We start from the raw sequence: 25,400 nt of genomic DNA on the forward strand, positions 1-25,400 counted from the left end.
GTGGGGAGGGGCAAGAGGCGTATATTAACAGGTTGCCCAAACCCCGAACGCCCCATGGACGCCATCCGAATCCGCGGTGCCCGCACCCATAACCTCAAGAACATCGCGCTCGACCTGCCGCGCAACAAGCTCACCGTGATCACCGGCCTGTCCGGCTCCGGCAAGAGCTCCCTGGCCTTCGACACGCTCTACGCGGAAGGCCAGCGGCGTTACGTGGAGAGCCTGTCGGCCTATGCCCGGCAGTTCCTGCAGTTGATGGAGAAGCCCGACGTGGACCTCATCGAGGGCCTCTCGCCGGCCATCTCGATCGAGCAGAAGGCCACCAGCCACAACCCCCGCTCGACGGTGGGCACCGTCACCGAGATCCACGACTACCTGCGCCTGCTGTATGCCCGCGCCGGTACGCCCCACTGCCCCGACCACCCCGAGCACGCCCTGGAAGCCCAGAGCATCTCCCAGATGGTGGATGCGGTGCTGGCGCTGCCCGAGGAAACCAAGCTGATGATCGTCGCCCCGGTGATCAGCGGCCGCAAGGGCGAGCAGGCCGACCTCTTCGCCGAGCTGCGCGCCCAGGGCTTCGTGCGGGTGAGGGTGGATGGCATCGTGCATGAGCTGGACAACCTGCCCGTGCTCGACAAGAACCGCCGCCACAGCATCGAGGTGGTGGTGGACCGCCTCAAGGTGCGCCAGGACCTGCGCGGGCGCATCGCCGAATCCTTCGAAACGGCCCTGACCCACGCCGAGGGCCGGGCCATCGCAGTGGAGATGGACTCGGGCCAGGAACACCTGTTCTCGGCCAAGTTCGCCTGCCCGGTGTGCAGCTTCGCCCTGGCCGAGCTGGAGCCGCGCCTGTTCTCCTTCAACAACCCGATGGGGGCCTGCCCCAAGTGCGACGGCCTCGGCAACGTGGACTTCTTCGACCCCGAACGGGTCGTCGCCCACCCCGAGCTGTCCCTGGCCTCCGGCTGCATTCGCGGCTGGGACAGGCGCAACCAGTTCTACTTCCAGCTCCTCGCCAGCCTGGCCACCCACTACGCTTTCGACATCGAGACGCCCTGGGAAAACCTGCCCGAAGCCACCCGGGAGATCATCCTGCACGGCTCCGGCAAGGACAAGATCGCCTTCCGCTACCTCTCCGACGGTGGCAAGGCGGTCCTCAAGGAGCACGCCTTCGAGGGCATCATCCCCAACCTGGAACGGCGCTTCAAGGAAACCGACTCCATCGCCGTGCGCGAAGAGCTCGCCAAATACCGCGCCAACCGCCCCTGCCCGGCCTGCCACGGCACCCGCCTGCGCACCGAGGCCCGCTACGTGCTGATCGGCGAGCGCAACCTGTCGGAAGTCAGCCGCCTGCCGCTGGCCCACTGCAAGGCCTTCTTCGACGGCCTCAGCCTGACCGGCCAGCGCGCCCAGGTGGCCGACAAGATCGTCTCCGAGATCTCCTCACGCCTGCAGTTCCTGATCAACGTCGGCCTCGACTACCTGTCCCTCGACCGTTCGGCCGACACCCTGTCCGGCGGCGAAGCCCAGCGCATCCGCCTGGCCAGCCAGATCGGCTCCGGCCTCACCGGCGTCATGTACGTGCTCGACGAACCCTCCATCGGCCTCCATCAGCGCGACAACGACCGCCTCCTGGAAACCCTGCGCCGCCTGCGCGACATGGGCAACACGGTGATCGTCGTCGAGCACGACGAAGACGCCATCCGCATGGCCGACTACGTGGTGGACATGGGCCCCGGCGCCGGCGAGCACGGCGGCCGGGTGATCGCCGAAGGCACGCCTGAGGTGGTCGCCGCCCATCCGGACTCCCTCACCGGCGCCTACCTGTCCGGCACCCGCAGCATTGCCGTGCCGGCCCGGCGCAATCCGGCCGATCCGGAACGGGTGCTGCGCATCGAGGGCGCCAGCGGCAACAACCTCAAGCACGTCACCATCGACATCCCGGTGGGCCTGTTCACCTGCGTCACCGGCGTGTCCGGCTCGGGCAAGAGCACCCTGATCAACGACACCCTGTATGCCCACGTGGCCCGCCACGTGAATGGCAGCAGCATCGAGGCGGCCCCCTGCGTCAACATCGACGGCCTGGACCATTTCGACAAGGTCATCAACGTGGACCAGAGCCCCATCGGCCGCACGCCCCGCTCCAACCCGGCCACCTACACCGGCCTGCTCACCCCGATCCGCGACCTCTTCTCGGGCGTGCCGGAAGCCAAGGCCCGCGGCTACGGCCCCGGCCGCTTCAGCTTCAACGTCAAGGGCGGGCGCTGCGAGGCCTGCCAGGGCGACGGCCTGATCAAGGTCGAGATGCACTTCCTGCCCGACATGTACGTGCCCTGCGACATCTGCCACGGCAAACGCTACAACCGGGAAACCCTGGAGATCCGCTACAAGGGCAAGACCATCTACGAAGTCCTCGAGATGACCGTCGAGCAGGCCCTGGCCTTCTTCTCCGCCGTGCCCATCGTCGCCCGCAAGCTCGAGACCCTGATGCAGGTCGGCCTCGGCTACATCCGCCTGGGCCAGAGCGCCACCACCCTGTCCGGCGGCGAGGCCCAGCGCGTCAAGCTGGCTCTCGAGCTGTCGAAGCGCGACACCGGCCGCACCCTCTACATCCTCGACGAGCCCACCACCGGCCTGCACTTCGCCGACATCGAGCTGCTCCTGTCGGTGCTCCACCGCCTGCGCGACCACGGCAACACCGTGGTGGTCATCGAACACAACCTGGACGTCATCAAGACCGCCGACTGGCTCATCGACATGGGTCCCGAAGGCGGTGACGGCGGCGGCTCCCTGGTCGGCAGCGGCTCCCCCGAAGCCCTGGCGGCCAACCCCGCCAGCCATACCGGACGCTACCTGGCCCGCCTGCTGCCTGCGACGCCAGCCGGCTGAGGGCGGGGAGCCCCTCCGGGGCGCCGCTCCACGGCCATTTCAATGGAGTATCATCAAGGCTTCGGCACCGAGACTTGAACTGGCCGCGGCCAGGCCGCCCGGACATGCCGGTGACATCAACCGGCCCATTCCATCCGTCGCCCCGCCCCCGCGTCCTGGATGGCATCAACAGTACGCAGGCAACACATGGGATCACGCAGTTTGGGGGCGTTTCCGCAAGCAGGAACCCCGGAGCACGCCTCCGGTGCCACCGCGCCAACCACCTCACCCACCCGCTCGCAGTGGACGACACCCTCCTTGATGCCCGGGGGGCCGACCCGCGCGCTTCTCGACATGATGATGCAGGACCGCCACTACGGCGGCCTGGTCACCGGGCCGGACGGGCGCATCCTCGAAGTCCTCGGCAATGCCGCCGGGCTGCTCAAGCAGGCCCCGATCGACCTGATCGGCTGCATGCTCGACGCCGTGGTCGACCTGGGCGCGGCTCCACCCTGCCCTGACGGCAGGGGGCAGACCCGGCCGACACCGGCGCACGGCACCGGCACACTCCTGAACTACCAGCACCTGGCCAGCGGCCAGGCCGGCACCCGGATCACCGTCCTGCAGGCACTCCCGTCCGACGCCTGCACACTGACGACGCCGGCTGCCGAAGCCCTCTTCCATGGCATGCAGTACAGCACCCAGGCCATGCTGTGGGTCAGCGACCCGGCGCTCAAGACCTTCCTCTACGCCAGCCCCGGCTTCGCCCACCTGTGGGGCCACCCCGCGGACGTCGCTCCGGCACCGGCGATCTGGCGTGATGCCGTACTGCCCAAAGACCTGCCCCGCGTGGAGACCTTCATCGCAGCCCAGCAGGCGGGCCGGATCTCCAACACCGAAGTGCGCATCCGCCACCAGGACGGCAGCGTCCGCTGGCTGTGGGCGCACTCCTGCCCCTGGCTTGACCGCCAGCGCCAGGCCCGGGTCACCGGCTTCGTGCTCGACATCACCACCCTGCGCACCGACGGCACGCCCCCGGACGCCTCGTGGGAAATCCTGCTGCGGGAGGGCCACCACCGCATCAAGAACAGCCTGCAGGCCCTCGCCGCCCTGCTGCGCCGGCACGCCGACAGTGCCGGAGACCATAGGGAGATCCTCACCGAGGCCGTCGGCCAGATCCGCAGCATCGCCGCGGTACACGAGCTCTACAGCCAGGACGGCCAGCCCCGGGCCAGCCTGGACGCCCTGCTGGCCACCCTGAGCCGCAGCGCCGAGGGGCTCTACCCCGGCCGCCCGGCCATCGAGATTGCGCCCCTTCCGGTGATCGCCGCGGCCCCGCTCGCCGAGCCGGACATCCAGCCCCTGGCCGTGATGCTGAATGAGCTGCTGACCAACGCGCTCAAGCACGGCCACTCCGCCGCCACCGGCACGATACGCATATCCATCGCCGTCGAAGGCGAGTATTACGTGCTCCGCATCGACAACCCGGGCCGCCTGCCCGCCGACTTCGATTTCGGGCAGGGCCGGGGGCTCGGCAGCGGCCTGCAACTGCTGGCCGCCCTGGCCGACCCGCCCGATATCGTCCTGGACGTTTTCCAGGGCGGCCCCGACACCGTCCGTGCCAGGCTCAGCCTGCACGCCAGGCGGATTCCCTGCCCCAAGGAGGCGCCTCCCCATGCGCGCTGACCCCCTGTCCACCGGTCTTCCGGTCCTGCTGGTCGAAGACGACCGGCTGTTCGCCGCCACCCTGCGCCTCGGCCTCGAAGCCGCCGGGCTGCAGGTCTACCTGGCCCCCAGCGCCGAGGACGCGCTGGCCCTGCTCGACACCGTCGCGGTGCGCCTGGCGATCATCGACGAGGGGCTGCCCGGCTGCTCCGGCGTCGAATTCGCCGCGCGCCTGCGCGAACGGCACGGGCTCCCGTTCATCTTCCTCACCGCCTGCAACAGCAGCGCCTGTGTCGAGCGCGCCATCGGCGAAGGCGCCCTGGCCTTCCTGGTCAAACCCGTGGACGTGACCCAGCTGCTGCCGATGATCTCCACCGCCCTGGCACGCAGCGCCGAACTGGCAGACCTGCGGGCCAACCGCGACCAGCTCCAGAGCGCCCTCGACCAGGAACGCGACATCAGCATCGCCACCGGCATCGTGATGGCGCGCATGAACATCGACCACCAGGCCGCCTTCGAGCTGCTGCGCCGCGCCGCCCGCAGCAGCCGCCGCAAGCTCGCCGAGGTGGCCCGCGAGCTGGTGGTCAGCCGTGGCACGGCCCTCCAGCACGAGACCTGCATGCCCTGACGGACGCAGCCAATCCATCCACCGCCCCCAACCTGCAAGGCCGGCACAGACCGGCCCCTGGCGCCCCGCCCCCGCGCCTCCCGACGCACATGCCAGCCGGCCGCAGCAGCGGTCCGGCGGCACGACAGGAGACGCACGCACGCCATGAGCGCCACCCCGGACTCTTCCGCCCACCCTGCGCAGCCCGCGCCAGGAGACGCAGAGCACACCAGCAGCCCGGCTCCCGCCGACGCCCCCCTGCGCATCCTGCAGATGCTGGCCCTCGCCGTGGAGCACACCGACGATGCGGTGATGATCACCCGCCCCGACGGCGTCATCGAATACGTCAATCCCGGCTTCGAGCGCATCACCGGCTACCCGGCCGACCAGGCTATCGGACGCACGCCGGGCTTCCTGCGCTCCGGGGCGCCCTCGCCCGGCTTCTATGGCCAACTGTGGCAGACCATCCGCCTCGGCCGCTCCTTCAGGGCCGTGTTCACCAACCGACGCCGCAACGGGGACATCTACTTCGAAGAGAAGACCATCAGCCCGATCCGCGGCCGGGACGGCGACATCCGCCATTTCGTGGCGACCGGCAAGGATGTCACCGAGCGCATGGCCGCCACCCGCCACCTGGAGCACAAGGCCCACTACGACTCCCTCACCGGCCTGCCCAACCGCAGCCTGCTGCATGACCGGCTCCACCAGGCCATCCAGCGCGCCCAGCGCAAGGGCCGCCTGGTGGCGGTGCAGTTCGTGGACCTGGACCGCTTCAAGATCATCAACGACACCCTCGGCCATGCCACCGGCGACCGGGTCCTCATCGAGGCCGCCCGGCGGCTGCGCGATTGCCTGCGCGCCACCGACACGGTGGCCCGCCTCGGCGGCGACGAGTTCGTCCTGATCCAGGAAGACCTGGAGCACCCCGACATGGCCGAGCAGGTGGCCCGCAAGGTGCTGGACACCTTCTCCAGCCACTTCCCGATCGGCATCCACGACCTGTTCGTGAACGTCAGCATCGGCGTCGCGCTGTATCCCGGCGACGGAGCCGACCCCGAATCCCTGCTGATGCGCGCCGACCTGGCCATGTACCAGGCCAAGGAGGCCGGCCGCAACAGCTTCCGCTTCTTCGAGGCGGCGCTGGACGCCGGCTCGATGCGCAGCCTGACCCTCGAAAGCGCCATCGGCGAGGCCCTCGAGCGGCGCGAGTTCAGCCTGGTCTATCAACCGCTGATCGACACCCGCAGCCAGGCCCCGCTGGCCGTCGAAGCCCTGCTGCGCTGGCACTCGCCCCGCCACGGCTCGATCCCGCCGGACCACTTCATCCCCCTGCTCGAGGAGAACGGCCGTATCGGCGACGTCGCCCGCTGGGCCCTGCGCGAAGCCCTGCGGCAAGTCCGCACCCTCCAGGAAGCCGGGCATCCCCGGCTGCGGCTGGCCTTCAACCTGTCGGGCCGGCAGTTCCGCGACCCCGGCCTGGTCCAGGACATCCGGGCCGCCCTCGACGACACCGGCTTCGACCCGCGCCTGCTCGACCTGGAGCTCACCGAGCACACCCTCACCGACAACCCGGAAGCCGCCGCCGCGGCCCTCCGCGCCCTGCGCCAGCTCGGCGTGCGCCTGAGCCTGGATGATTTCGGCACTGGCTACTCGTCCATCGCCCTGCTGGCCCATTTCCCCCTGCACAGCCTCAAGATCGACCGCAGCTTCATCCAGCACATGGAACGGGACCAGCAAGCCGCCATCATCGTCCGCAGCAGCGCCGGCCTGGCCCGCAACCTGGGCCTGGAAGTCATCGCCGAGGGCGTCGAGAACCTGGCCCAGCTGGCCCTGCTGCAGGAGCTCGGCTGCCACCTCATCCAGGGCCAGGTGCTGGCCCGGCCCCTGGCCGCGGACGAGCTCGGCAGGGCCCTGGCGCCTGCCTGACGCATCCGGCACAGGCCGTTCGCCATCCAGTACACTGGGAGCCCGCTCCATCCCCCGCCCAGCCCGCCCATGTCAGACATCTGGTCCGCCCTCCGCCCCCGCCTCGAATTCCTGTCCTCGCCGCTCCCCCTCGCCGAACTCGCCGGGGCCGACAGCCACCGCAAGGAACTCGCCCCCTTCCTGGTGGCCGAGCTGGAAGCCGTCGCGGCAGACCCGGCGCCGGCCCAGGCAGATGGCTATGTGCTGCACCTCTACGCCATGCTGTTGCTGGCCCGCTGGCGGGACAGCCGCGCCTACCGCCCCCTCGCCGAACTCGGCCACCTGGACGAAGCCACTGTCGACACCGTCTTCGGCCAGCTCGTGCATGACAGCTATGGCCGCGCCCTGGCCTCCACCTGTGACGGCGACGCCGGCCCGCTGATCCGCCTGGCCGACGACGAGGACGCCAGCCGCTGGGCCCGCGGCGCAGCCCTCGAAGGCCTGGCCCTGGCCGCCCTGGAAGGCATCATTCCCCGTGGCCCGGCCCTCGACTACCTGGCCGACTTCGGCAGCCGGGAAGCCCGCAACCTGCTCGAACACCCGGAAAGCCAGGAAGACCTGCCCCTGCTCGACCAGCTCGCCACCCACCTGGCCGACCTGGGCGCCACCGAACAGCTGGCGGAGATCCACGAATGGTTTGCCGCCGGCCTCATCGACGACAGCTACCTCGACCCGCAGCAGCTCGACGAGGACATCCGCCGCGGCCCGGCCGCCGCCCTGCAGGCCCTGCGCGACAGCGGCCACGGGCTGATCGACGATATCCCGCGGGAAACCGCCATGTGGTCGGCAATCCATCACGTGCCCCCCGCCGTGCTGCCGCCCATTCCCCTCGGCACCCTGCGCGAGCCCATCGTGCGCGAAGGCACCAAGGTCGGCCGCAACGACCCCTGCCCCTGCGGCAGCGGCCGCAAGTACAAGAAGTGCCACGGCGCCACCTGATCCGCCCGGCCGCCCGGCCATCCGACCGCCCATTCGCCCGGCCATCCACTTTCCGCCATCAGGCCGACGCATGTCGTCGGCTATGATGGCGCCCTCGCAACACACCGGAAGCCCGCCATGACCGACACCCCCGAATCCGCCCCTGACACCCCCGCCGGCTTCGACTTCGACGACTTCGAGGTGCGCGTCCTCGCGGTGCTCATCGAAAAGGCCTTCGTCACCCCGGACAGCTATCCCCTGTCGGTCAATGCCCTGGTCACCGGCTGCAACCAGCTCACCGGCCGCGAGCCGGTCATGAGCCTGTCGGAGGCCACCGTGCTGGCCACCCTCAACCGCCTCGCCGAGCGCGGCCTGGTCACCCAGCGCCACCAGGCCGGCGCCCGCGTCGTCAAGTGGGAGCACCAGATCCGCCTGCGCCACTCCCTGACCCCACCGATGCAGGCGGTGCTGGCCATCCTGATGCTGCGCGGCGCCCAGACCGTCGGCGAGATCCGGGCCCGCTGCGAACGCATGCACGCCTTCGCCACCCCCGCCGAAGTCGAGGACGTGCTGGAACGCCTGAGCGACAAATACCCGGCCATGGTCCTCCAGCTACCCAAGGCCCCCGGCACCAAGGAAGCCCGCTACACCCACCTGATGAGTGGCGAAGCCGCCGCCCAGCAGCATGCCTTCGAGACCTCCGGCGAAGGCGCCGCCCCCCGCGGCAGCCGGGTCGGGGAACTCGAAGAGGAAGTCCGGCGTCTGCGTCAGCAGCTCGAATGGCTCACCAACGAGTTCGAAGCCTTCCGCAACCAGTTCAAGTAATCCGGTAGTCCAGCATGTTCGTCCATCCCCAGTTCGATCCGATCGCGATTTCCATCGGGCCCCTCGCCGTGCGCTGGTACGGCCTGATGTACCTGATCGCCTTCATCCTCTTCGTGGTCCTCGGGCGCGTCCACGCCCGGCGGCGGCCCGAGCTGGGCTGGGACGCGCAGCAGATCGACGACCTGCTCTTCTACGGCGTGCTCGGGGTGATCCTGGGCGGGCGGCTGGGCTATGTGCTGTTCTACAAACCCGCCTACTACCTGGCCAACCCCGGCGAGATCCTGGCCGTCTGGCAGGGCGGCATGGCCTTCCACGGCGGCTTCCTGGGGGTGCTGGTGGCCATGTGGTTGTTCGGCCGCAAGACGCAGCGGCCGTGGCTGGCCGTCACCGACTTCATCGCCCCGCTGGTGCCCCTGGGCCTGGCCGCCGGGCGGCTCGGCAATTTCATCAACGGCGAGCTGGTTGGCCGGGTCACCGACGTGCCCTGGGCCATGATCTTCCCGCAGGTGGACGGCCTGCCCCGCCATCCCTCCCAGCTCTACCAGTTTGCCCTGGAGGGGGTGAGCCTGTTCCTGATCCTGTGGTGGTTCTCGGCCAAGCCCCGCCCGCGTGGGCTGATCTCCGCCGCCTTCCTGATCGGCTACGGCGTGTTCCGCTCCATCGCCGAGTTCGGCCGCGAGCCCGACGACTTCCTGGGCCTGCTCACCTTCGGCATGTCCATGGGCCAGTGGCTGTCGCTGCCCATGATCCTGGCCGGCATCGCCATGGCCAGCTGGGCTGTTAAGCGGGACAAGGCCAGGACCTAGGCCAGCCCCCACAGCACGCCCATGCCGGCGATGAAGGGCAGCCACGGATTCTTCGACAGCAGGGCCGCCGTCACCGCGGCGGCCGCCGCAGCCAGGCGCGGGCTCAGCAGGCTCAGCTCGCCGCCCGTCACGAAGATGTCCGGCGCCACGATGGCCGCCAGGGCCGCGGCGGGGGCATAGCGCAGGGCCTTCTGCAGGTTTTCCGGCAGCGCCGCCCGCTCGCCCAGCACGATGAAACTCGCCCGCGGCAGGGTCGTCACCAGGCCGAGCAGGATGAACAGCCCCCAGAGAGTCCAGTCGTAGTTCATGGCAGGTCCTTTCCTCTCCAGCGTTCAGCCGCAAAACCAGCGGCAATGCCGCAGACGATCGCCACGATCACCCCCAGCCGCAGCGGCATTCCGCGCAGGGCCACCGCCAGCCCGCCGCCCACCAGGGCCGCCACCAGCATCGGCCGCAGCCGGGCCATCGGCACCAGCAGCACGATCAGGGCGATGGTCGCCATGAACTCCAGGGACCAGCCCCGCGGGATCGAGCCCGCCGCCATCACCCCACAGAAGGCGAACACCTGCCACAGCAGCCACGACCACAGGGACGGCCCGAGGTAATAGCCCAGGCGCCAGCGCGGGTCCTCGTGGCTCAGCATCTTCTCGAGGCAGTGGGCGAAAGCCCCGTCGGTGAGCAGATGCCCCGACAGCCAGCGCGCCCCCGCCGGCACGCCGCGGAAACCCCGGGCGATGGCCGCGCTGAAGATGATGAAGCGCAGGTTCAGCACAAAGGCCGTCACCACCATCAGCCACACCGGCGCCCCCGCCGCGATCAGGGGCAGGGTGCCGAGCTGGGCCGTGCCGGCAAACACGATGACGTTCATACCCATCGCCTGCAGCGGCGTGAAGCCCACCCCGGCCATGGTCAGGCCGGTCACCAGGGCCCAGGGGATGAGGCCGACGGACAGGGGCAGGTAGCCGAAGAAGCCCTCCCGCAGCCCGTCCCGGAAACTCGGGGACATGCCCACTCCTTTCAGGTTCGAGCCACCGAACTTAGCACGGAAGGATGGCCGGGACTGTCCGGGTTAACGTGAAGGTCAACCCGCCTCGCGGCGCGGGCCTCAGCCGCCCAGGCCCATGAACACCGTCACCCACAGGGCCAGCAGGACAAAGTTGCTCAGCGCAAAGGCGGCCAGGCGGTGATAGACATTGTTGTAGCTCAGGTGGATCAGGCTATGCACCACGCGCAGCACCACGTAAGCCCAGGCCAGCGCCAGCTGCGGCGGCGAGGTCTGGCCGGTCACGAAGGCGATCAGCCCGACCACGTAGAACAGCACCGGCAGCTCCAGCAGGTTCATGTAGTTGCGGTTGGGCAGGCACACGTCGGGCGGCACGCCCGCGCTCTCGCCATAGCGGAAGTCCGCCGGGCGCACCCGTCCGGCCAGCCCCGCGCCAATGCGGCGGAAGGCGATGAGAAGGAGGATCAGAGCAGTCCAGCCGGCCAGGGCGAACAGCGGCAGCAGGCTGGAAACGTCGCGGGAAGGCATCGGCGGCACCACGGGAAGCACAGGGAGCCCGGAGCTTAGCCGCCGGCCAGGCGGATGTCATGCACCACCGGCCGGGTGGCAGCCTGGCGGGCATGCAGCCCTTGGCAGCGTCACTGAAGTCAGTCAAAGTTCCGGTCCGGTTCTCCCTTTTTCCGCCCATGGCCAATCCATCCAGCGACCCGCTCCACGGCATCACCCTTGAACGCATGCTCACCGAACTGGTGGAGCGTCACGGCTGGGAGCGCCTCGGCGACGTGGTCAACATCCGCTGCTTCCAGATCGACCCCAGCATCAAGTCCAGCCTGACCTTCCTCCGCCGCACCCCGTGGGCACGGGCCGAGGTGGAGGCCTTCTACCTGCGCCAGCTGCGCTGAGCCTGCCTCAGCCATGGCCGCCTTCCACGTCCCGGTCTACTTCGACTACCTCGCCACCTTCAGCTGGGCCCTGTCCGGCGCCATCGTGGCCCTGCGCAAGCGTTGCGACATCGTCGGTGTGTTCGTGCTGGCCCTGCTCACCTCGGTGGGTGGCAGCATCCTGCGGGACGGCGTGTTCCTGCAGCGCACCCCGCCGGTGCTCACCGACCCGGTCTACCTGCCCCTGATCACCGCCGCGTCCCTGCTGGTGGCGCTGTTGCACCAGCGCATCGCAGACCTGCCGGTGGTGGACAAGCTGGTCAGCACCATCGACGCGATCGGCACGCCGGCCTTTGCCGTGGTGGGCATGCAACTGGCGCTGGGCGCCGGCATCCCCCTGCCCGGCGTGGTGCTGGTGGGGGCGGTGAGCGGCGTAGGCGGCGGCGTGCTGCGCGACGTGATCGTCCGCGAAGTGCCTTTCATCCTGCAGCCCGGGCAGTTCTTCGCGCTGGTCGTGCTGTTCGCCAGCCTGGTCTTCCTGACCCTCACCCTGGCCCTGCGGGTGGATACGGTGCTGGCCGCCTGGATCACCATCGGTGTGTTCTTCATCGCGCGCATGCTCACCATCCGCTACAACTGGCAGACCCGGCCGCTGCTGCGCGACGGCTGAGGGCCGGGCCGAACTTGCCCCGCCGCGGCCGGTCCGACAGGGTAGCCAACCCGCCCCACCCCCGAAGGGAGACACCCCATGTCCGGAACGCCCGCCGTCACCGCCATCCTGCAGGAAGCCCCGTATCTCGTACTGCTCTCCGACGACCTCGGCCACACCTGGCCGGCCGATGAGCCCCTGGAGGTGGGCGGCGGCAACGTCGGCCCCGCACCCGACCGCCTGATCCTGGGCGGCCTCGGCACCTGTACGGCCATCACCATCAAGATGGTCGCCACCCGCCGCAACTGGCCCCTCACCGGCGTCCGTGTCGAACTTCAGCTCAACCCGGACGGCAAGCCCGAAAGCGGCAACGACATCGTCCGCCGGGTCTTCCTGGAGGGTGAGCTGAGCGACGAGCAGCGCGCCCAGCTCCTGAAGATCGCCAACGCCTGCCCCATGCACAAGCTGCTCACCGGCGAAGTGCGCATCCACACCGACCTTGCCTGAAGGAGCCCGGCCATGCACACCCTTGAACGCATCCAGCCCCGCGAGGCCGACCTGGGCGAAGGCCTGTTCGTGCGCCGCGCCCTGCCCACCCGCCAGCGCCGCATGGTCGGCGCCTGGTGCTTTCTCGACCACGCCGGCCCGGTGGACTTCGCCCCCGGCGGCGGCATGCACGTGGGCGCCCACCCGCACACGGCCCTGCAGACCTTCACCTGGCTGATCGAAGGCGAAGTGCTGCACCGGGACAGCCTGGGCAACGAACAGGTGATCCGCCCGGGGCAGGTCAACCTGATGACCGCCGGACGCGGCATCGTGCATACCGAAGACTCCCTGCCCGAAGCCCGGCGCCTGCACGCAGCCCAGTTGTGGATCGCCCTGCCGCCGGAGCAGGCGGACTGCCCGCCGGCCTTCGAACACCATCCGGTCCTGCCCCACTGGAAGCAGGATGGATGCGCCCTGACCCTGCTCGCCGGGCGCTACGCCGGGCTGCAGGCGCCGGCCACGCTGCACACCCCGCTGGTCGGCATCGACATCCAGAGCGGCGAGGGCGGCGCCCTCAGCCTGCCCCTCGACCCGGCCTTCGAATATGCGCTCCTGCCCCTGGAGGGCAGCCTGGACATCGGCGCCGAGCATTTCGCCTGCGATGAATTCGCCTACCTCGGGCAGGGCCGGGACAACCTGGCCGTGCAGCTTGCACCGGGCAGCCGGGTCCTGCTGCTCGGTGGCGAACCCTTCGGCGAACCCGTGCTGATGTGGTGGAACTTCGTGGGGCACAGCAAGGCAGCCATCGTTCAGGCCCAGCACGACTGGGAAGCCGGTGATGCACGCTTCGGCCCGGTGCCCGGCAGCACCCGGCGCCTCAGCCCGCCGCCGCTGCCCTGGGCCGCCGACTGACTAGCCTGCCACGCCCTGCCGCGTCGCCTCGAGCCAGGCCTCGTAGCCGCCCTTGAGGGGGCGCACCGACCGGTAGCCCGCCTGCAGCAACTGGCGGGCCGCCTGCACCGCGCCGGCATCCTCGGGGCAAGCGCACAGGGTCACCACCGGCCCGTCCTTCGGCCAATCGCCGAGGGCATCCGCAAGGCGGTCGTGCTCGGCCACCCGGGCCCCGGCGATCGGCCCTGTCTCGGCGATCATCGACGCACCACGCAGGTCCAGCACCAGGGGCGGCGCCTCGCCGGCCAAGGCCTCCAGCAGCTCCGCCGGGGTCACATGGGGGACGGTGCACAGCGTGCGGAAACGGTATTTCTGCCACAGCTTCCAGCCCAGCCACAGGCCCGCCAGCCCCAGCACGACCGCCACCGCCCGGCCCGCATGGGCGTCGAGGACGGCGATCACCGCCTGCACGGTGTCGCGCATCATCCAGCCGATGCCCAGCGCCAAGCCCGCCCACAAGGCCGCCCCCGCCCCGGCCGCCGCCAGAAAACCCGGCAGGGCCATGCGCAGCGCACCGGCGATCGGCGGCGCCACCGTCGAAAAACCCGGCACGAACTTGGCCACCACCAGCGACGACAGGCCCCAGCGCACGAAGCGCGCCTCGGTCTGGCTTACGCAGGACGCGGGATTGATCGACAGCCGGCACAGGCCGGCCAGCACCCGGTAGCCGAAGCGCCGCCCCATCCCGTACCACAGCCAGTCGGCCAGCACCGAGGCCAGCGTGGCCGCCGCCAGCATCGCCCCCAGCTGGCCCGGCCCGGCCGCCAGGCTGCCCGCCAGCAGCAGGGTCGGCACCGCCGGCACCGGCAGGCCGAGCTGCTGCAGCAGCACGTTGAGGAAGACGACCGTGACAGCATCGCGCTGCAGGGTCTGCTGGAGTTGGGCAATGTCCATGTTCGGGAAAGGTGTCCGGTCGGGCTCGGGACACCCTCAGGGCCATCCCGCCATGCCCGGCATTCTAGGGCCTGGCCGCTGCACTGTCCCCAGTGCAGCGGCAGCCCGCACAGCACATATGCAAATGCGCTTTCAGGTGTCAGAATCCGGCGCCATCACGTCTTATGCCGATACGATGAACACCCCCACCTCACCCCGCCCGTTCTTCCTGATCCTCCTCGCCGCAGCGGTGCTTGCGCTGGGCGTGACGCTGTTCCGCGAGATTGCGGTCGACCCGTCGGCCTACCGGGTCGCGCTGTCGCTGGAGAAGCGGGGCCTGTACAAGTTCGCCCGCCCGCTCTACCTGCACGCCGCGCAGCAAGGCGACGCCCAGGCCCAGGTCCGGCTCGCCGGCCTTTATCAGGAGGGGCGGGGTGGCCGCACGGACTATCGGGCCGCACTTCACTGGTATGGACAAGCCGCGCGGCAGGACCTGCCCCAGGCGATCTTCCATCTGGGCGTGATGCACATGGATGGCCAGGGCGTGCCGGCCAGCCACCGGCGGGCAGCGGAGTTCTTTGAGCGCGCAGCCCTCAAGGGGGACCGGCTCTGCGCCCTCAACCTCGGCATCATTCTCATCGAAAGTCAGGGCGACCAGCCACGGGATACCGCCAGCGGCCTGCGCTGGCTGCAGCTTGCCGCGGAACGCGGCCATGCCTACGCGCACTATGCACTGGGGCGCTATTACGACGAGGGCAAGTACCTGCCTGCCAATCCTGGCGAAGCCATCAAGTGGTACGACAAAGCCGCGCGCCTGGGCGAGGCGGATGCCCAGGCAGGATTGGTCCTGGTACGCATCCGCCACAAGGCGGAACAGATCGACCTGGGGGACAGCCTCAGGCTCCTCGCCCAGGCCCACCAGACCCCCGGCAGCGCGGCGGTGGCCCAGCACACGCTGGCTGCCCTGTGCGCCACCTATCCGGAGGCCGGTTGCCGCGCCAACGGACGCTTTCCGGCACCGTCCGACAAGCCGCTGGTGGTCGCCTGGCGTCCACCGGTACGGGAGCCCGATGTGGAGCCCTGAAACGGCACAGACACGATCCATTGCGGAACAATCCCCGCTCTGCGCGCACCAAGCACATTGACCGAATTCCCCGCCACTCACCGGAGTCCTCCATGTCCGCCCTGTTCAAGCCCCTGCAAGCCGGCGCACTTACCCTGCCCAACCGCATCCTGATGGCGCCGCTGACCCGCTGCCGCGCGGAAGACGGCCATGTACCCGGCGACCTGATCGCCACCTATTACGCCCAGCGCGCCAGCGCCGGCCTGATCATTGCCGAGGCCACCATGACGATGGCCGGCAATTCGGCCTTCTGGCATGAGCCCGGCATCCATTCCGATGCCCAGGTGGCCGGCTGGAAGCAGGTCACCGATGCGGTCCACCAGGCCGGCGGCCGGATCGTGCTGCAGCTCTGGCACGGCGGCCGCGCCTGCCACCCCCTGCTCAACGACGGCGCCCAGCCGGTCGCCCCCAGCGCCATCGCCATCACCGGCGACGAGGTGCACACCCCCGAGGGCAAGAAGCCCTATGTCACGCCGCGTGCCCTGCACGACGACGAGCTGCCGGCCATCGTCGCCGGCTTCCGCCACGCCGCCGAGAACGCCCGCCTCGCCGGCTTCGACGGCATCGAGCTGCACGGCGCCAACGGCTACCTGCTCGACGAATTCCTGCGCGACGGCAGCAACACCCGCAGCGGCCCCTACGGCGGCCCGCTCGAGAACCGGGCGCGCCTGCTCCTGGAGGTGCTGGAGGCCTGCTGCGACGTGTGGGGTGGCGACCGGGTCGGCCTGCGCCTGTCTCCGCTCAACAGCTACAACAGCATGATCGACAGCAACCCGGTGGGCCTCATCACCTGGCTCGCCCAGCGCCTCAACCCCTTCCGTCTGGCCTACCTGCACGTGATGCGCGGCGACTTCTTCGGCCAGCAGAAGGGCGACGTGCTGACCCCGGCCCGCGAGCACTACCAGGGGGTGCTGATCGGCAACATGGGCTACACCTCGCAGGAAGCCGCCACCGCCATCGAAACCGGCCTGCTCGACGCGGTAGCCTTCGGCGTGCCCTTCCTGGCCAATCCCGACCTGCCTGCCCGTTTCAAGGTCGGCGCCGGCCTCAACCCGCCCAACCCCGCCACCTTCTACTCCCCCGGTGCCGAGGGCTACACCGACTATCCCTTCATGCAGTGAGCGCCGCCTTGCCGCCCACTTGAAACCCGGCGGGCCACTCCCATATCGGTGGGGAGGGCGGCCACTGGCCTCCCCACCCTGTCCGACAAGGAGGAGTCCGCATGTTCTATCGATCCCTTTTCCCCCGCGACGTGCTGGCCGAGCTGGACCGCCTGCAGCGCGGCATGCAGCAGCAGGGCGACGTGTCGCCGAGCATCCGCGGAACCGGCCGCGGCGGCTACCCGGCCATGAACGTCGGCAGCACCGCCCAGTCTGTCGAGATCCATGCCTTTGCCCCGGGCCTCGACCCGGCCAGCCTCGACGTCCAGCTGGACAAGGGCGTGCTGACCATTGCCGGCGAACGCCCCGGCGTGCTGCCGCCCAAGGAGGCGCCGGCCACCGTGCATATCGACGAGCGCTTCTCCGGACGCTTCCGGCGGGTGGTGACCCTGCCCGACGACGTGGATCCCAACGCAGTCAGCGCCCGCTACACCGATGGTGTGCTGCATGTCAGCGTGCAGCGCCGGGCCGCCGCCCAGCCCCGCCGCATCAACGTGGTTTAAGGAGAGCCCGACCATGACCGACGTGAACTCCGTTCGCCCGCAGGCCCGGGCCGAAACCTCCGTACGCCCCGAGGAAGTGCTGCTGCCGCCGGTGGATGTCATCGAGGATGCGGCCGGCATCACCCTCTTTGCCGACCTCCCCGGCGTCTCCCGGGACAGGCTGGGTGTGCACATAGAGGGAGACAGCCTGACCATCGAAGGCCGGATCCTGCTGCCCGCGCCGGAAGGGCTCGAGCCCATCCACACCGAAGTCGGCCTGGCCGTCTACCGGCGGGTGTTCACCCTCTCCAAGGAGCTCGACCCGGACCGGGTCGCCGCGGAGTTCAACCAGGGCGTGCTGAAGCTGCGGATCCCCAAGGTCGAACACGCCCAGCCCCGCCGCATCGCCGTCCAGGTGGCCTGACCCAGCCTGCGCTCAAGCCCCCGCTGCGCGGCGCTCCAGGCCGCGCAGCACGGCGCGGAAGAGCTGGGCCGGCTCGACCGGCTTGGGCACGAAGTCATCCATGCCGGCGGCAAAGCAGCGGGCCCTGTCTTCGGCGAAGGCATTCGCCGTCATCGCCACGATGGGCGTGCCGGCCAGCCCGGGAATGGCGCGGATCCGGCGGGTCGCCTCCAGGCCATCCATGCGCGGCATCTGCATGTCCATCAGGATCAGGCTGTAGTCCGTCTCGGCCACCCGCTCCAGAGCCTCCACCCCGTCCCGCGCCATGTCGATGAGGAGGCCCGTCTCGGCCAGCATCTCCACCGCGATGTCACGGTTGATCTCCTCGTCCTCCACCAGCAGGATGCGCTGCCCGGCATGGCGTTCGGCCAGGCTGCGCTCGGCCTCCTCTCCGCTCATCCCGGCGGTGGGCAGTTCCGTACCGACCCCACGGACCAGCCGGGCGGTGAACCAGAAGGTGCTGCCCCGGCCGGGCTCGCTGCGCACCCCCGTCATGCCGCCCATCAGGTCGGCCAGCTTGCGGGTGATCGCCAGGCCCAGGCCGGTGCCGCCGTATTCCCGGGTGGTCGAGGTATCCGCCTGCTCGAAGGCCCGGAAGATCTGCCCCAGTTTGTCGGGCGGGATGCCGATCCCCGTGTCCTCCACCTCGAAACGCACCAGCACACTGTCGTCCCGCGACTCGACGACGCGGGTGCGCAGGGTCACCCGCCCGCCCACGGCGGTGAACTTGATGGCATTGGTCCCGAAATTCAGCAGGGCCTGCTGGATGCGGGTCGGGTCGCCGCACAGGGACGCCGGCAGCTCCGCCAGGTCGACCTGCAGCGCCAAGCCCTTGGCCAGCGCCCGGTCGTGCAGCATGCCCACCACGTTGTGCAGCAGCCCATCCACGTTGACGGCGGTCTGCTCGAGCGTCAGCTTGCCCGCCTCGATCTTCGACAGGTCGAGCACCGCGTTGATGATCTCGAGCAGGTGTTGCCCTGCGGTCTCGATCTTGTCCAGGCGCTCGCCCTGCTCGCTGCTCACCCCCGAGCGGCGCAGCAGATGGGCCGTACCGGTGATGGCGTTGAGCGGCGTGCGGATCTCGTGGCTCATGTTGGCCAGGAAGGCAGTCTTGGCCCGGCTGGCCGCCTCGGCGGCTTCCTTGGCGTGGGCCAGCTCCTCGGTGCGGGCCGCCACCTGGGTCTCGAGGAGCTGGCGGTGGGCCGCCAGCTCCTGTTCCATCAGGCGCCGGGCGGTGATGTCCTGGCCGACACCCAGCACGCCGAGCAGCTCGCCCCCGCTCCCCCGGATCGCCCGGTTGGCCCAGCGCACGAAGACCCGCCGACCATCGCGGGTGATGTTCTCGTGCTCGCAGAGCTCTCCGCTGCCCGGATCCGCCAGCAGGCCCGCCACCATCGCCGCCAGATCCCGCCCGGAGCCCGACTCCACGGGCGGGACGATGGTCCCCACCAGGTTGCGCCCGATGATCTCCGAAGCGGTGAAGCCGAAGAAGGCCTCCGCCCGCTCGTTGAAATACGTCACCGTGCCGTCGGGGGCGACGCGCAGGATCAGCGCATTGGCGTTGTCCACCAGCTCCCGGTATTCGGCCTCGCTGGCCTTCAGGGCCCGGTTGAGCGAGCGCACCTTGGCCACCACGCCCAGCGCCCCCAGCAGCGCCACCAGGGATGCGGCCAGTGCCCCGAACAGCCAGGCCGGCGTCTGCCGCGGGGCCGGGTCGTAGAGGAAGCCCTCCAGGCTGAAATGCGCGGGCAGCGCACCCTGGCCGGCGTAGACGTCGACCACATGCCGCCAGCGCCCCGGGCTCATGTAGCCGGGCTCGACGATGTCGGGGCGGGTCAGCTCGCGGATCTGCGCGGCCTCGAACAGCAGATGCGCGCGGGACTTTCCCTGGGGGTTGTATTTCTCGAGGATCAGCTCGACCAGCTCCTCGGGGTGATCCAGGGCATACACCATGCCCTTGAGGGTGGCCTGGCGGAAGGCCTCGACCGTGCGCGGCCGCAACGCCAGCGTGGTCTCGGTGGTGAACAGCATGTTGCCGAACAGATCGACCCCCGCCGAGCGGGGCGTCAGCAGCAGGAAGGCATGCTCCCGGCCACGGATCAGGAAGGGCTCGTTGGAGGCATACACCGACTTGGCCGCAATGTCGCCCCGCTCCAGGGTGGCCAGCGTCCAATCGTCCTGGTCCACCAGGCGGATGCCGTCCGGCGGCAGGCCGGAGGCCCGCAGGAAGGCCGCGACCTCGTCCCGGGTGTGCGGGTCCACCGACACAGGCTTGCCGACCAGGTCGAGCACGCTCTGCACGCCCTGGGCCCGGCTGGCCAGCAGGGCCACCGGCGAGTGCTGCATCAGGGTGGCCAGCGCCACCACCGGCGCACCGCGGGCCCGGTTCACCACCAGCGCCGAGGTGCCCACCCCGAAATCGCAACGTCCCTGGACCACCTCGCGCACCACGTCGATGCCCGGCCCGCCCTCGACGAGGCGCACATCCAGGCCGGCCTCCTGGTAGAAGCCCCGGTGCACGGCCGCATAGAAAGCCGCAAACTCGAACTGATGCTTCCAGTTGAGCTGCACACAGACCGCTTCGACCGCCTGCGCCTCCCGCCCCGGCGCAAACGCCAGGCCCAGGCAGCCCAGGCCTCCCAACAAGACTTCCCTTCGACTCGGCAACTCGATCCCCCCTGCGCACCCGGCCCCGGGCGGCAGTCTCCATCATTCTGGCCGGCACGCCGGCGTCCAAGGCGCGAGCATGCCAGATTCCCCACCGGCTGGTTCAGGCGGCGCGGCTGTCGCGGTGCCCTGGAAAGGCCACGATGGCCTCGATCAGGGCCAGCGTGAAGGCCGGCAGAGAGTCGCCGCGGCGCGTCAGCAGGTAACGTTCGCGCAGGGCCCAGGGCTCGTCCAGGGGGCGCGTCACGATCTTCATGGTATGGCTGTGGCGGCGCGCCGCCGAGGCCGGCACGATGCCTATCCCCACCCCGGCCTCGACCATCCGGCACACCGACTCGAAGTTGCTCACCTGCACCCGGATGTGCAGCTTGTGCCGGCTTTTCTGCATCAGCCCGTCCATGAAGGTGGCCAGCGTGCTGCCCTCGTGCAGGCCGATGTAGTCGTAGTCCATGGCCTCGGCAAAGCGCAGCCGCTCCCGCTGCGCCAGCGGATGGCCGGGCGGCAGGGCGAGGATCAGCTGGTCGGTGCTGAAGTGCAGCTTGTCCAGCCCGTCCACATCCACCGGGCCGGAGACGATGCCCAGGTCGGTAGTGCCGTCGAGCACACCACGGATGATCTCGCCGGTCAGGCGCTCCTGCAGGTCCACGTCCACCTGGGGATGGGCGGCCAGGAAGGTGGCCAGCACCTCAGGCAGGAATTCGGTGATCGCCGTGGTGTTGGCGAACAGGCGGATATGCCCCTGCACGCCCTCGCCGTAGCGCTGCAGGTCGCTCTTCATGTGCTCGACCTGGGCCAGGATGCTGCGCGCGTGCTGCAGCAGGGTCTGCCCGGCCGGCGTCAGGGCCACGCCCCGCGGTGCCCGGTAGAGCAGGCGCACGCCGGCCTGGGCCTCCAGCTCCTTGACCCGCGCGCTCACCGCCGGCAGCGACAGGTGGCTGCGCTCGGCGGCGCGGGTCAGGCTCTTGCTCTCGGCAATGTGGATGAACAGGCGCAGATCGCGCAGATCGATGTGCATGGCGGGCCCGCCGGGGGAGTCGGAGCGTCATGTTACAAACAACACGCCACGCCAGGTGCCGGTGATTGTCATGATCGCGACAGCGCCCCGCCGGCCCTCCCCCGCCCCGGGCCTTGCCGGACGCGGCCTGCGCCGGCTGCGGGCCGGCCAGCACGGATCTTGCATCGCAGCATCCGCCACATCCACGGAGTCAGCAGCGATGAAGTTGCAGATCGAACGGCCGTTCGTCGAGGCGCTGGTGGGCGCCCATCCCCGCCTGGGCTGGCTGCAGGAGCAGATGCGTTTCGGCAACCGGGCCGAATGCAGTTTCAATCAGCTCGAGCAGGACGAACTGCAGAGCCTGGAGCGCCTGTTCGCCAGCGGCGGGCCGGCCCTGCGCAACCGCGCCGCGCAGATCGCCACCCTGCGCAAGGCCCTCGGCGGCGAAGGGCTGCGCTTCGAGGCGGAAGACCTGGAGATGCTGGTCCCGGCGCTCGCCCGCTACCTCGCCGAGGACACCGAGCGCGGCTGGCTGTTTGCCATCGCCAGCCCCGAGCAGCCCACCGCCTGGGTCGTCACCCGGCTCGACTACACGCCGTCGTCCCAGGAGGAGACGGGCAAGGTCTTCCTCGAGCTCAAGGCCAACTCCCGCGGCAAGGTCGCCAACCAGACGCTGCGCCTGATCGCCGGCGACATTGCCGGCCGCACGCTGGGCGAGATCCTCGCCGCCAAGGGCTATGTGAAGGAAACCGCCGCCCTCGTCGCCAGCTACGACGACATGGAAGCCCGTTACTTCGACTGGCGGGCCCGCTATGGCGAGCAGTTCTCCGGCCGCGGCACCGGCCTCTACGCCGAGAACCCCACCGCCAGCCACCGGGACACCGACTGGTCGCGCAAGGACGTGGTGATCCTCTCCTCCAGCGGCGGCGAAGCCCGCCTGGTGAACGACGAAGGCATCCTGTCCGACCGGGTGCTGACCCTCGACGCCCCCGGCGAGATCCTCGGCACCTACCTGCGCAAGGCCGCCAAGGGCTCCCGCTACATCGACGAGGATGCCGCCGCCGACGCCCGCGAAGCCCTGCCCAAGGGGCACTTCACGCGCATGCCGGTGCATTTCCACATCCTCATGTTCCACCTCGACCTGCACCACTACCTGTGGGTGCACGTGGCCGACCTCCATCCCTACGAATACAAGCCAGCCCTGCGCGACAAGCTGGTGCTGCCCGAAGAGCAGACCGACCTGATCGACATCCTCACCGCCGAGATGGACCTGCTGATGGACGACATCGTGGAGGGCAAGTCCGGCGGCACCACGGTGCTGTGCGCCGGCCCCCCGGGCGTCGGCAAGACCCTCACCGCCGAAGTCTATTCGGAGATCATCCGCCGGCCGCTCTACCGGGTGCATTCCGGCCAGCTCGGCCTCAACGTGGCGGCCATGGAGACCACCCTCAAGGACGTATTGACCCGCGCCCAGCGCTGGGGCGCGGTGATGCTGATCGACGAGGCCGACGTGTACATCAAGCGCCGCGACGACAACATCACCATGAACGCGGTGGTCGGTGTCTTCCTGCGCGTGCTGGAGTACTTCAACGGCCTGCTCTTCCTCACCACCAACCGCATCGACGACATCGACGAGGCCATCGTGTCGCGCTGCATCGCCCTGATCAAGTACGCCCCGCCCGACGACGCCGGCCGCCTGCGCATCTGGCAGGTGATGGCCGAACAGTTCGGCCTGGCCCTGCCGGCCGGGCTGGCGGAGAGCCTGGTGGCGACCTTCCCCGAGGCCACCGGCCGCGACATCAAGGGCCTCGCCAAGCTGGTGGCCAAGTACTGCAAGCAGAAGCAATGCCCGGCCGACCTGGACGCCTTCAAGCGCTGCGCCACCTTCAGGGGGCTGGAGGTGGCCCACCCGGGCTGAAACGGCCCCTCGCTCACGGCACGATCGCTGTTGAATTTGCAACAAGAGCCCGAGGGCTCGGTATCCTGCACGTCCATCCGCCTCCAGAACACCTGGCAATGAGCACGCGCATGCCCCCGCTGCGGCTTAACAAGCTGCTCGACCTGTTCCATACCGGGCAATTCGGCCAGCTCGAACGCGCCGCCCGCGACCTGTCCCGCCGCCACCCCGCAGAAGCCGTGGTGTGGCAGATGCTGGGCGTGTCCTACCTGGCCCGCCAGCGGGCGCATGACGCCCTGCCCCATCTGGCCCATGCGGCACGACTGGCGCCCGATGACGCCTCGATCCGCGACAACCTCGGCCTGGTCTACGCCCGCCTGGGCGAGGTTGCCGCCGCCGAGCGCCAGTTCGAGCAGGCAACCCGGCTTGCCCCCGAGGTCGTCCCGGCCTGGGTCAACCGTTCCCAGAATGCCCTGCAGGGCGGCGATGCGGAGCAGGCTGAAGCGTACGCACGCCAGGCCCTGGCCCTGGCGCCGCGTTCGGCCGAAGCCCTGCTGAACCTGGGCAACGCCCTGGCCGAGCAAAGCCGCTGGGATGAAGCCGAGGGCAGCTACCGCAAGGCGGCGCTGTGCGCCCCGCCCGACTGGATCGAGGCCACGCTGAACCTCGGCAACCTGTTCGACCGCCAGAGCCGCTTTGCCGATGCCGTCGCCTGCCTCGACGGGCTGGCGCGCACACCGGCGGCCGACTGGCGCATCTTCAATGCCCTCGGCCGGGCCTGCTCGATGCTCGGTGACACCCGCGCCGCCCGCGACCACTACGCCCGCGCCATCCAGCTCAACCCGCAGGCCCACGCGGCCCACAGCGGCTACCTCTACCACCTGATGCACGACGCGGACGCCAGCGCCGAGGAGGTGTTTGCCGCCCATCAACGTTTTGGCGCGCAATTCGCGTCAGCATCCCGGAACCGCCCGCTCCGCCATGGCAACGACCGCGATCCCGAACGCCCGCTGCGCATCGGCTTCGTGTCCGGCGACCTGCGCCGGCACGCCGTGGCCTACTTCATGGAGCCCATGTTCGAAGCCCTGCGCCAACGCGGCCTGAGCCTCGTGGCCTATTCCAACCTGGCCCGCGAGGATGAGGTCAGCGCCCGCCTGCGCGGCCTGGTGGACGGCTGGCAGGCGGTGGCAGGCGCGGACGACGCCCGGCTGGCCGCGATGATCCGGGCCGACCGCATCGACATCCTGGTGGATCTGTCCGGCCATACCGCCGACAACCGCCTGCCCCTGTTCGCCCACCGTGCGGCCCCGGTGCAGGTCACCTGGCTGGGCTATTCCGGCACCACCGGCATGGACTGCATCGACTACCGCTTCGTCTTCCGGCTCACCGCCCCGCCCGGCCGGCTGGACGACCAGTTCACCGAGAGGCTGGTCTACCTGCCCTACGCCATGAGCTTCAAGACCGAGCAGAACGCCCCCGACGTAGCCCCCCTGCCGGCCCTGGAGCGCGGCCACCTCACCTTCGGCAGCCTCAACCGCCCCAGCAAGATCAACGCCCGCAGCGTCGCCCTGTGGGCGAGGGTGTTGCGTGCCCTGCCCACGGCCCGGTTGCTGATCGGCGCGGTGTCCGAAGCCGGCATCGGCGAGCGCCTGCTGGCCGGCTTCGACGCCGAGGGCATCGACCGCGCCCGGATCAGCCTGCACCCGCGCCTGCCCACCCGCGAGTATCTCGAACTGCACAACCGCATTGATGTGCTGCTGGACACCTTTCCTTACGCCGGCGGCACCACCTCCAACCACGCCCTGTGGATGGGCGTGCCGACCCTCACCCTGGCCGGACGCACCCTGCCCCAGCGCCTGGGCGCCGGCATCATGGGCAAGGTGGGGCTCAGCGACTGGGTGGCCGAGAATGAGGACGAGTTCGTCGCCATCGCCCAACACAAGGCGGCCGACCTCGAAGGCCTCGCCAGCCTGCGCCAGTCACTGCGCCAGCGCCTCGAAACCTCGCCCACCCTCAGCACCGCCAAGGTGGCCGACAGCATCGCCCTGGCCTTCCGCCTGATGTGGCGCAACTGGTGTGCCGGCCAGCCGCCCCAGGCCATCGAACTCCCCGCCTGA

23 protein-coding genes are annotated in these 25,400 nt (G+C 69.9%); 17 read left to right on the top strand and 6 right to left on the bottom strand.

All coding sequences use genetic code 11. The features are described 5' to 3' along the window. Nucleotides 1-54: 54 nt before the first annotated feature. The 7 genes from uvrA (at nt 55) to lgt (ending at nt 9,654) form a co-directional block, all read left to right on the top strand. Nucleotides 55-2,889 carry an excinuclease ABC subunit UvrA gene (gene uvrA / locus HHL15_RS18590; protein WP_169147301.1) on the top strand — a complete coding sequence of 945 codons (2,835 nt, stop codon included), beginning with the start codon at nt 55-57 and terminating at the stop codon, nt 2,887-2,889. A 300-nt stretch (nt 2,890-3,189) separates the two neighbouring features. Then, nucleotides 3,190-4,554, top strand: a complete 1,365-nt coding sequence (locus HHL15_RS18595; RefSeq protein WP_169147302.1) for a sensor histidine kinase — start codon at nt 3,190-3,192, stop codon at nt 4,552-4,554. Continuing rightward, complete coding sequence (locus HHL15_RS18600; protein ID WP_169147303.1) at nt 4,544-5,161, top strand: ANTAR domain-containing response regulator; 618 nt, start codon at nt 4,544-4,546, stop codon at nt 5,159-5,161. The genes HHL15_RS18595 and HHL15_RS18600 overlap by 11 nt, the downstream gene beginning before the upstream one ends. A 144-nt stretch (nt 5,162-5,305) precedes the next feature. Beyond that, nucleotides 5,306-7,066, top strand: coding sequence for a putative bifunctional diguanylate cyclase/phosphodiesterase (locus HHL15_RS18605; protein WP_169147304.1), 1,761 nt, complete (start codon nt 5,306-5,308; stop codon nt 7,064-7,066). 69 nt (nt 7,067-7,135) lie between these two features. After that, complete coding sequence (locus tag HHL15_RS26590; protein WP_169147359.1) at nt 7,136-8,044, top strand: DUF1186 domain-containing protein; 909 nt, start codon at nt 7,136-7,138, stop codon at nt 8,042-8,044. Between the two features lie 117 nt (nt 8,045-8,161). Further along, complete coding sequence (locus HHL15_RS18615; protein WP_169147305.1) at nt 8,162-8,848, top strand: YceH family protein; 687 nt, start codon at nt 8,162-8,164, stop codon at nt 8,846-8,848. Between the two features lie 14 nt (nt 8,849-8,862). Beyond that, entirely contained in the window at nt 8,863-9,654 is a 792-nt protein-coding gene (gene lgt, locus HHL15_RS18620) for a prolipoprotein diacylglyceryl transferase (RefSeq protein ID WP_169147306.1), read from the top strand. On the opposite strand, the gene HHL15_RS18625 is transcribed toward lgt, so the two are convergent. From HHL15_RS18625 to HHL15_RS18635, 3 genes are all read right to left on the bottom strand, one after another. Continuing rightward, complete coding sequence (locus HHL15_RS18625; protein ID WP_169147307.1) at nt 9,651-9,962, bottom strand: AzlD domain-containing protein; 312 nt, start codon at nt 9,960-9,962, stop codon at nt 9,651-9,653. The two genes, lgt and HHL15_RS18625, sit on opposite strands and share 4 nt — an antisense overlap. After that, the gene (locus HHL15_RS18630; protein WP_169147308.1) at nt 9,959-10,660 is read right to left on the bottom strand and encodes an AzlC family ABC transporter permease; all 702 of its coding nucleotides are present in this window, start codon (nt 10,658-10,660) and stop codon (nt 9,959-9,961) included. Before HHL15_RS18630 ends, HHL15_RS18625 begins: the two co-directional genes overlap by 4 nt. 99 nt (nt 10,661-10,759) lie before the next feature. Further along, nucleotides 10,760-11,185 carry an MAPEG family protein gene (locus HHL15_RS18635; RefSeq protein WP_169147309.1) on the bottom strand — a complete coding sequence of 142 codons (426 nt, stop codon included), beginning with the start codon at nt 11,183-11,185 and terminating at the stop codon, nt 10,760-10,762. 158 nt (nt 11,186-11,343) lie between these two features. Between HHL15_RS18635 and HHL15_RS18640 the strand changes: the two genes are divergently transcribed. From HHL15_RS18640 to HHL15_RS18655, 4 genes are all read left to right on the top strand, one after another. Continuing rightward, a complete protein-coding gene (locus HHL15_RS18640) occupies nt 11,344-11,559 on the top strand; it encodes a VF530 family protein (RefSeq protein WP_169147310.1) in 216 nt (71 codons plus the stop codon). A 13-nt stretch (nt 11,560-11,572) separates the two neighbouring features. Then, complete coding sequence (locus HHL15_RS18645) at nt 11,573-12,208, top strand: trimeric intracellular cation channel family protein (protein ID WP_169147311.1); 636 nt, start codon at nt 11,573-11,575, stop codon at nt 12,206-12,208. A gap of 78 nt (nt 12,209-12,286) precedes the next feature. Further along, on the top strand, nt 12,287-12,694 hold the full coding sequence (locus tag HHL15_RS18650) for an OsmC family protein (protein ID WP_169147312.1): 408 nt from the start codon (nt 12,287-12,289) through the stop codon (nt 12,692-12,694). A 12-nt stretch (nt 12,695-12,706) separates the two neighbouring features. Then, on the top strand, nt 12,707-13,585 hold the full coding sequence (locus HHL15_RS18655) for a pirin family protein (RefSeq protein WP_169147313.1): 879 nt from the start codon (nt 12,707-12,709) through the stop codon (nt 13,583-13,585). Here the strand turns inward: HHL15_RS18655 and HHL15_RS18660 are convergent, their stop codons facing one another. Further along, a complete protein-coding gene (locus HHL15_RS18660) occupies nt 13,586-14,518 on the bottom strand; it encodes a VTT domain-containing protein (RefSeq protein ID WP_169147314.1) in 933 nt (310 codons plus the stop codon). A gap of 175 nt (nt 14,519-14,693) precedes the next feature. Here HHL15_RS18660 and HHL15_RS18665 point away from each other — a divergent pair, with 175 nt between their 5' ends. The 4 genes from HHL15_RS18665 to HHL15_RS18680 all read left to right on the top strand — a co-directional run bounded on the left by HHL15_RS18665 (nt 14,694) and on the right by HHL15_RS18680 (nt 17,686). Then, complete coding sequence (locus HHL15_RS18665; RefSeq protein ID WP_169147315.1) at nt 14,694-15,581, top strand: tetratricopeptide repeat protein; 888 nt, start codon at nt 14,694-14,696, stop codon at nt 15,579-15,581. Between the two features lie 92 nt (nt 15,582-15,673). Next, the gene (locus tag HHL15_RS18670) at nt 15,674-16,741 is read left to right on the top strand and encodes an alkene reductase (RefSeq protein WP_169147316.1); all 1,068 of its coding nucleotides are present in this window, start codon (nt 15,674-15,676) and stop codon (nt 16,739-16,741) included. A gap of 101 nt (nt 16,742-16,842) precedes the next feature. After that, nucleotides 16,843-17,283: an Hsp20/alpha crystallin family protein gene (locus HHL15_RS18675; protein ID WP_169147317.1), complete on the top strand. Its 441-nt coding sequence runs from the start codon at nt 16,843-16,845 to the stop codon at nt 17,281-17,283. Nucleotides 17,284-17,296: 13 nt separating this feature from the next. Then, entirely contained in the window at nt 17,297-17,686 is a 390-nt protein-coding gene (locus HHL15_RS18680) for an Hsp20/alpha crystallin family protein (protein ID WP_169147318.1), read from the top strand. A 12-nt stretch (nt 17,687-17,698) separates the two neighbouring features. Here the strand turns inward: HHL15_RS18680 and HHL15_RS18685 are convergent, their stop codons facing one another. Beyond that, complete coding sequence (locus HHL15_RS18685) at nt 17,699-20,371, bottom strand: ABC transporter substrate-binding protein (RefSeq protein WP_169147319.1); 2,673 nt, start codon at nt 20,369-20,371, stop codon at nt 17,699-17,701. A gap of 124 nt (nt 20,372-20,495) precedes the next feature. Then, nucleotides 20,496-21,407, bottom strand: coding sequence for a LysR family transcriptional regulator (locus HHL15_RS18690; RefSeq protein WP_169147320.1), 912 nt, complete (start codon nt 21,405-21,407; stop codon nt 20,496-20,498). A gap of 199 nt (nt 21,408-21,606) precedes the next feature. Here HHL15_RS18690 and HHL15_RS18695 point away from each other — a divergent pair, with 199 nt between their 5' ends. Continuing rightward, entirely contained in the window at nt 21,607-23,304 is a 1,698-nt protein-coding gene (locus tag HHL15_RS18695) for an AAA family ATPase (protein WP_169147321.1), read from the top strand. Nucleotides 23,305-23,402: 98 nt separating this feature from the next. Next, nucleotides 23,403-25,400 carry an O-linked N-acetylglucosamine transferase, SPINDLY family protein gene (locus tag HHL15_RS18700; protein ID WP_169147322.1) on the top strand — a complete coding sequence of 666 codons (1,998 nt, stop codon included), beginning with the start codon at nt 23,403-23,405 and terminating at the stop codon, nt 25,398-25,400.

Source organism: Zoogloea dura, from assembly GCF_012927165.1.
Classification (GTDB): Bacteria; Pseudomonadota; Gammaproteobacteria; order Burkholderiales; family Rhodocyclaceae; genus Zoogloea; species Zoogloea dura.

What these genes read in the sequence shown, in the direction of transcription:
- uvrA (WP_169147301.1), top strand. Translation starts at nt 55, where the DNA reads ATGGACGCCATCCGAATCCGCGGTGCCCGCACCCATAACCTCAAGAAC.
- HHL15_RS18595 (WP_169147302.1), top strand. Translation starts at nt 3,190, where the DNA reads ATGCCCGGGGGGCCGACCCGCGCGCTTCTCGACATGATGATGCAGGAC.
- HHL15_RS18600 (WP_169147303.1), top strand. Translation starts at nt 4,544, where the DNA reads ATGCGCGCTGACCCCCTGTCCACCGGTCTTCCGGTCCTGCTGGTCGAA.
- HHL15_RS18605 (WP_169147304.1), top strand. Translation starts at nt 5,306, where the DNA reads ATGAGCGCCACCCCGGACTCTTCCGCCCACCCTGCGCAGCCCGCGCCA.
- HHL15_RS26590 (WP_169147359.1), top strand. Translation starts at nt 7,136, where the DNA reads ATGTCAGACATCTGGTCCGCCCTCCGCCCCCGCCTCGAATTCCTGTCC.
- HHL15_RS18615 (WP_169147305.1), top strand. Translation starts at nt 8,162, where the DNA reads ATGACCGACACCCCCGAATCCGCCCCTGACACCCCCGCCGGCTTCGAC.
- lgt (WP_169147306.1), top strand. Translation starts at nt 8,863, where the DNA reads ATGTTCGTCCATCCCCAGTTCGATCCGATCGCGATTTCCATCGGGCCC.
- HHL15_RS18625 (WP_169147307.1), bottom strand. Translation starts at nt 9,962, where the DNA reads ATGAACTACGACTGGACTCTCTGGGGGCTGTTCATCCTGCTCGGCCTG.
- HHL15_RS18630 (WP_169147308.1), bottom strand. Translation starts at nt 10,660, where the DNA reads ATGTCCCCGAGTTTCCGGGACGGGCTGCGGGAGGGCTTCTTCGGCTAC.
- HHL15_RS18635 (WP_169147309.1), bottom strand. Translation starts at nt 11,185, where the DNA reads ATGCCTTCCCGCGACGTTTCCAGCCTGCTGCCGCTGTTCGCCCTGGCC.
- HHL15_RS18640 (WP_169147310.1), top strand. Translation starts at nt 11,344, where the DNA reads ATGGCCAATCCATCCAGCGACCCGCTCCACGGCATCACCCTTGAACGC.
- HHL15_RS18645 (WP_169147311.1), top strand. Translation starts at nt 11,573, where the DNA reads ATGGCCGCCTTCCACGTCCCGGTCTACTTCGACTACCTCGCCACCTTC.
- HHL15_RS18650 (WP_169147312.1), top strand. Translation starts at nt 12,287, where the DNA reads ATGTCCGGAACGCCCGCCGTCACCGCCATCCTGCAGGAAGCCCCGTAT.
- HHL15_RS18655 (WP_169147313.1), top strand. Translation starts at nt 12,707, where the DNA reads ATGCACACCCTTGAACGCATCCAGCCCCGCGAGGCCGACCTGGGCGAA.
- HHL15_RS18660 (WP_169147314.1), bottom strand. Translation starts at nt 14,518, where the DNA reads ATGGACATTGCCCAACTCCAGCAGACCCTGCAGCGCGATGCTGTCACG.
- HHL15_RS18665 (WP_169147315.1), top strand. Translation starts at nt 14,694, where the DNA reads ATGAACACCCCCACCTCACCCCGCCCGTTCTTCCTGATCCTCCTCGCC.
- HHL15_RS18670 (WP_169147316.1), top strand. Translation starts at nt 15,674, where the DNA reads ATGTCCGCCCTGTTCAAGCCCCTGCAAGCCGGCGCACTTACCCTGCCC.
- HHL15_RS18675 (WP_169147317.1), top strand. Translation starts at nt 16,843, where the DNA reads ATGTTCTATCGATCCCTTTTCCCCCGCGACGTGCTGGCCGAGCTGGAC.
- HHL15_RS18680 (WP_169147318.1), top strand. Translation starts at nt 17,297, where the DNA reads ATGACCGACGTGAACTCCGTTCGCCCGCAGGCCCGGGCCGAAACCTCC.
- HHL15_RS18690 (WP_169147320.1), bottom strand. Translation starts at nt 21,407, where the DNA reads ATGCACATCGATCTGCGCGATCTGCGCCTGTTCATCCACATTGCCGAG.
- HHL15_RS18695 (WP_169147321.1), top strand. Translation starts at nt 21,607, where the DNA reads ATGAAGTTGCAGATCGAACGGCCGTTCGTCGAGGCGCTGGTGGGCGCC.
- HHL15_RS18700 (WP_169147322.1), top strand. Translation starts at nt 23,403, where the DNA reads ATGAGCACGCGCATGCCCCCGCTGCGGCTTAACAAGCTGCTCGACCTG.